This is a genomic window from Nafulsella turpanensis ZLM-10 (assembly GCF_000346615.1).
Classification (GTDB): domain Bacteria; phylum Bacteroidota; class Bacteroidia; order Cytophagales; family Cyclobacteriaceae; genus Nafulsella; species Nafulsella turpanensis.
Genome location: NZ_ANNU01000030.1, coordinates 93717 through 99953, shown reverse-complemented (window position 1 = coordinate 99953; position 6237 = coordinate 93717). Strand labels below are relative to the sequence as shown.

Here is a 6237-nt window from a genome sequence, read left to right as displayed (position 1 = left end):
AATTGTTACCACTAAAAATAAAAAGGTCGGAAGAAAAAATCTTCCGACCACTCCTGCCTGCAGCACCTGGCATCCTCTCTCATACTCGTGCATAACCACCCGAGCGGCAACCTTAAACCCAGCGAGGCCGACCTGAAACTAACAAAGAAATTAAAAGAAGCAGGTGCCCTGCTCGATATCCCGGTTCTGGACCATCTCATCTTTACCGACCATGCCTATTACAGTTTTGCCGATGAAGGAATTTTGTAATGCGACGAATGCTTAGGATATTAGCAAAGGATTCACCTCCTGGTTGAAAGGCAGCAGGAAAGACTGCACCATGCCTTTCACTACACATGAATGGCTCAGGCCTTAAAAAGATAAATTGATGAAAAAAGTCCTTATTCCCTTACTTATTCTTTTCGTAGCAGGCATTTTATTTTATACCCTCTACGGATCCGCCAGCAGCGAGGAGGCCCGGGAAAGTAAATACGTGGAAGAAATTATTCAGAAACGCCGCGATAAGGATAATTTCATGAAACACGATGAACAATCGCCGCTAAAACCGGAGCAGAAAGAAAGTTTTGCAGGACTTAAATATTTTGAGCCTGACCCTGCTTATCGTGTCGAAGCCCGGATAGAGGAAAATAAAAAAAAGGACCTGCTCGTGCTGGCCACCAGCGACAATAAACAGAAACCATTTAAGAAATGGGGCTATGCCATTTTCACACTCGATGGAGAGGAACATCGCCTGCTATTGCTGCAATCGGCACAGGGACTTAAAACAGAAGGACTCTTCCTGGCCTTTAGCGATGCAACCAGCGCCAACGAAACCTATGGAGCAGGCCGCTATCTGGACCTGGAAATACCCAAAAAGAAAACAATGATTATTGATTTCAATAAGGCGTATAACCCCTACTGCGCCTATACTGATGGCTTTAGCTGCCCTTTTCCGCCAAAAGAAAATAACCTTTCGGTAGCCATTCGGGCCGGAGAGAAAACTTTTCAAAATTACGACTAAGCAGTAAGGCCAAGTGGCCAAAATCCTTAATTTTGTGGATTAAAGATTTTTTGCACTGCAAGAACGGTAAAACATGAGAATTTCTCTTAACTGGCTAAAAAAATATATTTCATTCGAACATTCCGCAGAGGAAATTGCCGCTCTCCTTACTGCCTCAGGACTGGAGGTAGAGGGCATTGAAAGAGCAGAAAAAGTACCCGGCGGACTGGAAGGTATGGTAATTGGAGAGGTGCTCAGCTGCGAAAAGCACCCAAACGCCGATAAGTTAAGCATTACCACAGTAGATATTGGCAGCCAGGTATCGCCCATTGTTTGCGGCGCTCCCAATGTAGCAGCCGGCCAGAAGGTGGTTATCGCTACGGTAGGCAGCACCCTGTATCCTGCCGGAGGCGAACCTTTTAAAATTAAAAAAGCGAAAATAAGGGGCGAAGTATCGGAAGGCATGATTTGCGCAGAGGATGAAATTGGCCTTGGCAGCTCCCATGCCGGCATTATGGTGCTGGATACCCATCTGCCCAACGGAACGCCGGCAGCTCAATACTTCCAGCTCGAAAGTGAAGAGGTACTGGAAATCGGACTTACACCCAACCGTGCGGATGCCGCTTCTCATATGGGCGTGGCCCGTGAGTTGAAAGCACTGCTTAACCGCCCGCTCCAGCTGCCTTCTGTCGATGCTTTTAAAGTAGAAAATACCGACCATCGTATCGAAGTAGAGGTGCAGAACCTGGAAGCCTGCCCCCGCTACTCCGGCCTTACCATAAGCGATGTAGAGGTAAAGGAATCGCCGGAATGGCTCCGTAACCGCCTGTTGTCAATTGGCCTCCAGCCTATTAATAACATTGTAGATGTTACCAACTTTGTACTCCATGAGCTGGGGCAGCCCCTGCATGCCTTCGATACCGCAGCCATTAAAGGAGACAAGGTAGTGATTCGTACCCTGCCACAGGGAGCAGCCTTTACCACGCTTGATGAGAAGGAACGAAAGCTACAGGCCGAAGACCTGATGATTTGTAATGCCGAGGAAGGAATGTGTATTGCCGGAGTATTCGGCGGCCACAAAAGTGGCGTGAAGGAAAGCACAAAGGCCATCTTCCTCGAAAGTGCCTATTTTTCTCCTGACTGGATACGCCGTACTGCTCAGCACCACAGTCTCAAAACCGATGCCTCCTTTCGCTACGAGCGGGGAGCCGATCCTAACATCACCGTTTATGCCCTAAAGCGGGCTGCCCTGCTGATTAAAAAAGTAGCCGGAGGCTATATCTCTTCCGAAATCACAGACATCTATCCCCAAAAAGTAGAGGACTTCCGGATTGAAACCACCTACAGCTACATAAACCAGCTAATAGGAAAGGATATACCCGCGGCAGAAACCGATCGCATACTCGAAAGCCTCGATATTAAACTGACCGACAAAACAGCCGAAGGCTTTACTGCCCTGGTACCGCCTTACCGGGTAGATGTGCAGCGTCCTGCCGACCTGGTAGAAGAGGTGCTTCGTGTGTATGGCTACGACAATATTGAAACCAGCGAAACGCTCAGCAGCAGCTATCTGGCAGCCTTTCCGGCATTAGACGAGAACCTGCAGCAGCGCCGTATCAGCGAACTTTTAGCCGCTAACGGATTTCTGGAAACCATCACCAATTCGCTTACCAAGCCAGAGTATGCACAGGAGGTCGACTTTATTGACAAAAGCCGAACGGTGGAAATTCTCAATAAGCTGAGCGAAGATTTGGGGGTGATGCGCCAGAGTCTCCTGTTTGGCGGTTTGGAAGTGATTGCCCATAATATTAACCGCCGCCAGCGCGACCTCAAGCTGTTCGAGTTTGGTAAAACTTACCAGACCAATGGCGATGGCTTTGAGGAAAAGAAGTTCCTGGGTATCTGGCTGAGTGGAAATGCCGGGGCAGAACACTACCTGCAGGCTTCCCGCCCTGTAGCTTTTCAGGACATCCGCCTGGCTGTGGAAAAAATATTTGGCCTCTTTGGCATCAGGGAGTATGATACGCAGGTGATTCATGAAAAAGGATTTGCCTACGGCACAGAAATTATGTATAATGGTAGGTCGAAACGAAGGAGGGGCCAGTCTAAGGAGGAGCCGCTTGCCCGATTAGGGAAAGTAGCCCCGGCACTCGCCACACTGGCAGGTGTTAAGCAGGAAGTATTCTGGGCCGAAGTAAGCTGGGCAGCTTTGCTCGAGGCTTATAAAGAGCATTCGGTTACTTACCAGCCGATTTCAAAATTTCCGGAAGTAAGACGCGATTTGTCGCTGGTTATCGATAAAAAAGTACAGTTCGAAGACATCAGCAAGATCACCAACCGCCAGGAAAACAGCCTGATAAAACGTGTAGGCGTTTTTGATGTATATGAGGGCGACAAGCTGGAAGAAGGTAAAAAAGCATATGCTCTGAGCTTTATTTTACAGGATGAGGAAAAAACCCTTACCGATAAGGTAATAGACAAGGTAATGCAGCGGCTGATCAAAACGTTTGAAGACCAATTGGGAGCAGTTATCAGAAAGTAAGCATGGAGCAGGAATCTTTAGCCGGTAAGTTAAACATGCTTGAGCGCAGGCTTAAGCTGCTGTTATCCGACCATCAGCGGGTACAAAAAGAGCTCGAACAGGTACGAAACGAAAATAAAGAGCTAAAGTCTGTTGTGCGGACTAAAGAAGAACAACTGGATAACTTTAAAAATAAAATTAATATTAGTAAAATTGCAAATTCGGCAACAGTAGATGAGAGTGAATCTGCTGAGATAAAGCAAAAGCTGAGTGATTATATAAAAAAGATAGATTTGTGTATTGCTCATTTGAGCGAGTAATAAATTTAGAAGGTTTTCTATGGCAGAACTTTCCATCCGCTTAAAGATCGGCGACCGCGAGTACCCCATGAAGGTAAGCGCGGAAGATGAGGAAAAAATACGTAAGGCAGGCAAAATCATAAACGAACGGATTCGGACTTACCGGAACCGCTTCGGAATTAATGATAAGCAGGACCTCCTGGCCATGGTGGCGTTCGATTGTGTTGTAGAACAAATGGGGGCCTCCATTCCGGAAAGTCTCCCTGAGGATACAGGCATGAGCGCAAAAATAGACCAGCTGAATGCCCTGATTAACGAGGCTTTACAGTAAAACAGATCCACCTGTCATACTTTTTATGTAGCACTTAATTTTGCACTCTGCAGTTGCCTCCATTTATTGTTAACTATATCAATAAATTAATCATAGTTTAACAAACTCAACATGGAAGTAGCCATATATGTCCTGCTCACCGCCATTGTAGCGCTGGCAGCAGGTATCTTTATCGGGCGTATGCTTTTACAAAAAGTATATAAGCAGCGAGAAGAAGACGCAAAAGAGAGAGCAGCCCTTATTATCAAAGAAGCGGAAGCCAGCAGCGAGAGCATTAAAAAAGACAAAATGCTGCAGGCAAAGGAAAAATACCTGAAGCTTAAAGCAGATTTTGAAGAAGAGGTAAACCGTAAGAAAAATATTCTCAGCAATAATGAGAATAAGCTGAAGCAGAGAGAGCAGCAGCTAAAGCAACAACTCGAAAAAGTAAACCGCCAGGAAAAAGAGCTCGACAAGCAAAAAAGCGAACTGGAAGAGCAAACGGAAATAGCCCGCCGACGTCGCGAAGAGTCCGAGAAGCTTAAAGAGCAACAGATTTCCATTCTTGAAAAGGCGGCTAACCTTACCGCCGAAGAGGCTCGTAACCAGCTGATAGAAACCTTAAAAGATGAAGCCCGTACCAAGGCCTCGTCGCATATTAAGGATATTATTGAAGAAGCAAAGCTTACTGCTACCAAAGAGGCTAAAAAGGTGGTACTGGAAACGATTCAGCGTACCGCAACAGAGCATGCCATTGAAAACTGTGTATCGGTATTCAATATTGAAAGCGACGACATTAAGGGCAAAATCATTGGTCGCGAAGGACGAAACATCCGTGCTCTTGAAGCCTCTACAGGGGTGGAAATTATTGTTGACGATACCCCGGAGGCGATTATTATTTCAGGCTTCGACCCCGTTCGCCGCGAAATTGCCCGCCTGTCGCTGCACCGCCTGGTTACCGACGGCCGTATACACCCGGCCCGCATCGAGGAAATTGTAGCCAAAACCACTAAAAACATTGAAGATGAAATCGTGGAAATAGGCGAGCGTACCGTTATTGACCTGGGCATCCATGGCCTGCACCCGGAGCTGATTAAGATGGTAGGTCGTATGCGCTTCCGTTCCTCTTATGGCCAGAACCTGCTCCAGCACAGCCGCGAAGTAGCCAAGCTTTGTGCCACTTTGGCAGCTGAGCTTGGACTGAATGCGAAGCTGGCGAAGCGTGCCGGTCTTTTACATGATATTGGTAAAGTATGGCCGGAAGAGCCGGAGCTACCGCACGCTATCCTGGGTATGCAGCTGGCAGAGAAATACAAGGAAAATCCGGAAGTTTGTAATGCCATTGGTGCTCACCACGACGAAATTGAAATGACCTCCATGATATCGCCGATTATTCAGGCCTGTGATGCCATCTCCGGCTCCCGCCCTGGTGCCCGTCGCGAAGTAATGGAAAGCTATATTCAGCGCCTCAAAGACCTGGAAGAACTGGCTTTGAGCTTCGATGGTGTGAATAAGTGCTACGCCATTCAGGCTGGTCGTGAATTAAGAATTATGGTTGATGCCGAAAATGTAAATGATGAGCGGGCAGGTCTGCTCTCCTTCGAGATTTCACAGAAAATTGAAAAAGACATGCAGTACCCCGGCCAGATAAAAGTAACGGTTATCCGCGAAATGCGCTCTGTCGCTTATGCCAAATAGCAACGAACCAGAATAAATAAGGAGCCCCGGCAAATTTGCCGGGGCTTTTTTTTACCATTGCTGATGATTAAAAAGAACTGAAGTGGTGGTTCCGTATTTATTTGCTACAATCGATTTTTGAAATAAATACAGAAGGACGGGTAGACGCCAAGGAGGGGGAATATTTACTTTTCTATTACTTCTCAAGCCCTATACTGCTAAGGAGGCAGCTGAAATTATTCTGTAGCTTTGCTCCGATGACACTAGCTATATCACTGGCCATCTCTCGTTGTGGATGGTGGTATGAGCGCTCACTTGCGATAACAGAAATACTGAATCTGATTTTAGAAGAAATAGCTGCTTTCCTGAAAGGCAGAGGCAAAAAGAAAGGTGAGAACCTCATGCTCCTCACCTCTTCAGAATCTTTATATTAAATACTGGCCAGCAGCTT

5 protein-coding genes and 1 pseudogene are annotated in these 6237 nt (G+C 46.8%); all 6 read left to right on the top strand.

The window, feature by feature from the left end:
• Positions 1 to 57 precede the first annotated feature (57 nt).
• A pseudogene (locus F752_RS25790) lies at positions 58 to 249 on the top strand (JAB domain-containing protein); the annotation flags it as partial.
• Between the two features lie 118 nt (positions 250 to 367).
• Positions 368 to 1000, top strand: a complete 633-nt coding sequence (locus F752_RS0112870; RefSeq protein ID WP_017732160.1) for a DUF1684 domain-containing protein — start codon at positions 368 to 370, stop codon at positions 998 to 1000.
• A gap of 73 nt (positions 1001 to 1073) precedes the next feature.
• Entirely contained in the window at positions 1074 to 3521 is a 2448-nt protein-coding gene (gene pheT, locus F752_RS0112865) for a phenylalanine--tRNA ligase subunit beta (protein WP_017732159.1), read from the top strand.
• A gap of 2 nt (positions 3522 to 3523) precedes the next feature.
• Positions 3524 to 3820, top strand: a complete 297-nt coding sequence (locus F752_RS0112860; protein ID WP_017732158.1) for a hypothetical protein — start codon at positions 3524 to 3526, stop codon at positions 3818 to 3820.
• A 19-nt stretch (positions 3821 to 3839) separates the two neighbouring features.
• Positions 3840 to 4130, top strand: coding sequence for a cell division protein ZapA (locus F752_RS0112855; RefSeq protein WP_017732157.1), 291 nt, complete (start codon positions 3840 to 3842; stop codon positions 4128 to 4130).
• Between the two features lie 111 nt (positions 4131 to 4241).
• Positions 4242 to 5807, top strand: coding sequence for a ribonuclease Y (gene rny / locus F752_RS0112850; protein WP_017732156.1), 1566 nt, complete (start codon positions 4242 to 4244; stop codon positions 5805 to 5807).
• Positions 5808 to 6237 lie beyond the last annotated feature (430 nt).